Below are 2,583 nucleotides of genomic sequence, written 5' to 3'. Positions count from 1 at the left end.
GCCGTGCAGATCGCCAGCAAGGCCAAGCACGTCGGTCGCATCTATCAGCACATGCTGATCCAGGGCGACGACAGTGCCAACGGCGAGTTCGACGGCCTGGCCGTCCTCTGCGCCTCCGGCCAGAAGATCACCCCGTCCACCAACGGCGACAAGCTGGACTTCGACATGCTCGATGCCCTGAGCGACCTCGTCACCGCCAAGGATGGCGCCCTGGACTACTTCCTGATGCACGCGCGTGAGCGCCGTGCCTACCGTGCGCTGCTCCGCGGCCTCGGTGGCGCTGCCATCATGGAAGTCGTCGAGATGCCCAGCGGCGAGCAGGTCCTCGCGTACTCCGGCACCCCGGTGTTCCGCAACGACTTCATCCCGCAGAACGTGAGTGCCGACGACGCACCTGCAGGCCGCGACCATGGTGGAGAGCATTAAGTGACGATTGCCTTAGGTTTTCTTGCGATCATTCTGGCCACGCTGCTCGGCTGGTTGCTGAAGCAGACGTTCAACGCCGCTCCGTGGGAAATGGAAACCGTCAGCGATACCGCGCATTACGGTCCATTCGGTGACGATAAAAGTAAACTGATCGCATTACTGACGTTGTTGGCAGTGGTGTCGTCATTTTTCGCATTGATTCTGAGTGCTTACTCACTGCGCATGGAACTCGGTGACTGGGTTCCAATGACCGAACCACAGTTGCTGTGGACCAATACGGTGATGCTGATTGTTGCGAGTGGTGTTTTTCAGTGGACGCGTAACGCTGCGGTTGCTGGCGAACAAGGGCGTCTGCAGCCGGGTCTGTTAATTACGGGCGTGCTGACACTCGGCTTCGTGCTGGGGCAGTTTGTTGCCTGGCAGCAGCTGCAAAACTCGGGTCAACTCATTACGAGTAACCCCTCTAATGCATTTTTCTATTTCCTGACGGGCGCACACGCGGTTCACATATTGGGTGGATTGTATGTATGGGCACGGGCGACACTAAAAGTTGTTCTCGGCACCGGAGACGCCGCCAAGATTCGTCGTAGCATTGAGCTGTGCACGATCTATTGGCATTTCCTGTTGCTCGTCTGGTTAGTACTTTTTGGATTGCTGTTATCGACCTAAGGGGTCCATATGTCAGAAGCAATATTGGATAGCGGGGCGGAAGAAGCTCCAGGAACGAAGGGCCTGGTAGAAGACTGGTCTCGAGACAAGCAGGTCTTTGGCGTGCCCTGGGGCAAGGCCATGATGTGGATCTTCCTGCTCTCGGATACCTTCATCTTCAGCTGCTTCCTGGTTGGCTACATGATGGTCCGCATTTCGACGACGGATCCGTGGCCGAATCCATCCGAGGTGTTCGCTTTAGACGCCTTCGGCTACCCGGTGCCCTTGCTCCTAATCGCGATCATGACCTTCATCCTGATTACCTCGTCCGGCACGATGGCGCTGGCCGTGAACATGGGGTATCGAAGAAACCGCAAGCTGACCTTCTGGCTAATGGTAGCGACCGCAGTGTTGGGCGCGTCATTCGTCGGCATGCAGGCCTTTGAGTGGTCCAAGCTTATCTCGGAGGGCGTGCGGCCCTGGGGCAACCCATTTGGTGCAGCGCAGTTCGGTTCGAGCTTCTTCATGATTACGGGCTTTCACGGTATGCACGTTAGCGCGGGTGTCATCTACCTGCTCGTCATTGCATTTCGTGTGAAGCGCGGATTCTACGAGAATCGTCCAGGTGGCTACGAGATCGTCGAGATCACAGGTCTTTACTGGCACTTCGTTGACCTCGTCTGGGTATTCATTTTCGCATTCTTCTACCTCTGGTAAGACACGGGACAGATCACTATGGCCGATGACACCACGCAACATCCGCTAAAAATCTACTGGATCATGTGGGCTGCGCTATTTGTTCTTAGCACATTCTCCTATGCAACTGACTTCCTCGACAGGGGTTACTTGCGACATTTCCTGATCCTGTTATTCATGTTTGCGAAGGCTGGCGGTATCGTCTGGATATTCATGCATATGGGCTGGGAGCGCATGGCGCTGAAGATCGCGATTCTCGGACCGCCGGTCGCTATTCTGGTGCTCATCGGCATGATGTCGCTTGAGGGCGAATACGTCGAGGATTCGAGGCTCGAAAATTATGGCGAAAGTACCATGGAAGTGGAAACCCCAGGGCACCACTAAAAATATAACCTTAGGTTTGGGAAGGGCCCGCGATGCGGGCCTTTTTCGTTCGCGCCGCAGGTCTGCCAGCTTTCATTTTGATGAAAAACTAGACACTATCTGATTATGAATAACAGTAACTCCCCAACCAGAGCGATTATTCTGGTACTCGATTCGTTCGGCATTGGCGCTACCGCTGATGCGGACAAATTTGGCGATGTTGGCGCGGATACGTTTGGTCATATTGCCGCAGAGCGTGCCAAGTCGGCCGCGGGCCCGTTAAAGCTTCCCAATCTGGCGAAACTTGGCTTGTTTCATGCGGGGCAAGAGAGCAGCGGAGAATTTTCCGCCGGCTACGATCCCAATGTTGAGGTTATCGGCGCCTATGGCCACGCAGCAGAACTCAGGAGCGGCAAGGACACCCCCCGCGGTCATTGGGAAATCGCGGGT

At 55.6% G+C, this 2,583-nt stretch carries 4 protein-coding genes and 1 pseudogene; all 5 read left to right on the top strand.

Translation table 11 applies throughout. From position 1 onward, the window contains the following. Positions 1-426, top strand: a 426-nt coding sequence (locus Q1B15_RS05390; RefSeq protein ID WP_299751262.1) for a hypothetical protein, incomplete at its 5' end; no start/stop codon positions are given. Next, positions 427-1,095, top strand: a complete 669-nt coding sequence (locus Q1B15_RS05385) for a cytochrome c oxidase subunit 3 (RefSeq protein ID WP_299751259.1) — start codon at positions 427-429, stop codon at positions 1,093-1,095. 9 nt (positions 1,096-1,104) lie between these two features. Further along, complete coding sequence (locus tag Q1B15_RS05380; protein ID WP_299751256.1) at positions 1,105-1,791, top strand: heme-copper oxidase subunit III family protein; 687 nt, start codon at positions 1,105-1,107, stop codon at positions 1,789-1,791. An 18-nt stretch (positions 1,792-1,809) separates the two neighbouring features. Continuing rightward, positions 1,810-2,154: a cytochrome C oxidase subunit IV family protein gene (locus tag Q1B15_RS05375; protein ID WP_299751253.1), complete on the top strand. Its 345-nt coding sequence runs from the start codon at positions 1,810-1,812 to the stop codon at positions 2,152-2,154. 105 nt (positions 2,155-2,259) lie between these two features. Further along, a pseudogene (locus tag Q1B15_RS05370) lies at positions 2,260-2,583 on the top strand (phosphopentomutase); the annotation flags it as partial.

Origin of the sequence: uncultured Boseongicola sp. (assembly GCF_937988555.1) — a bacterium.
Taxonomy (GTDB): Bacteria; Pseudomonadota; Alphaproteobacteria; order Rhodobacterales; family Rhodobacteraceae; genus Boseongicola.
Note: the sequence above shows the minus strand (reverse complement) of the source record. Positions and strands in the feature narration are given on the sequence as shown.

Excerpts from the sequence above, each read along its gene's own strand:
- Q1B15_RS05375 (WP_299751253.1), top strand. The coding sequence starts at position 1,810 with ATGGCCGATGACACCACGCAACATCCGCTAAAAATCTACTGGATCATG.
- Q1B15_RS05380 (WP_299751256.1), top strand. The coding sequence starts at position 1,105 with ATGTCAGAAGCAATATTGGATAGCGGGGCGGAAGAAGCTCCAGGAACG.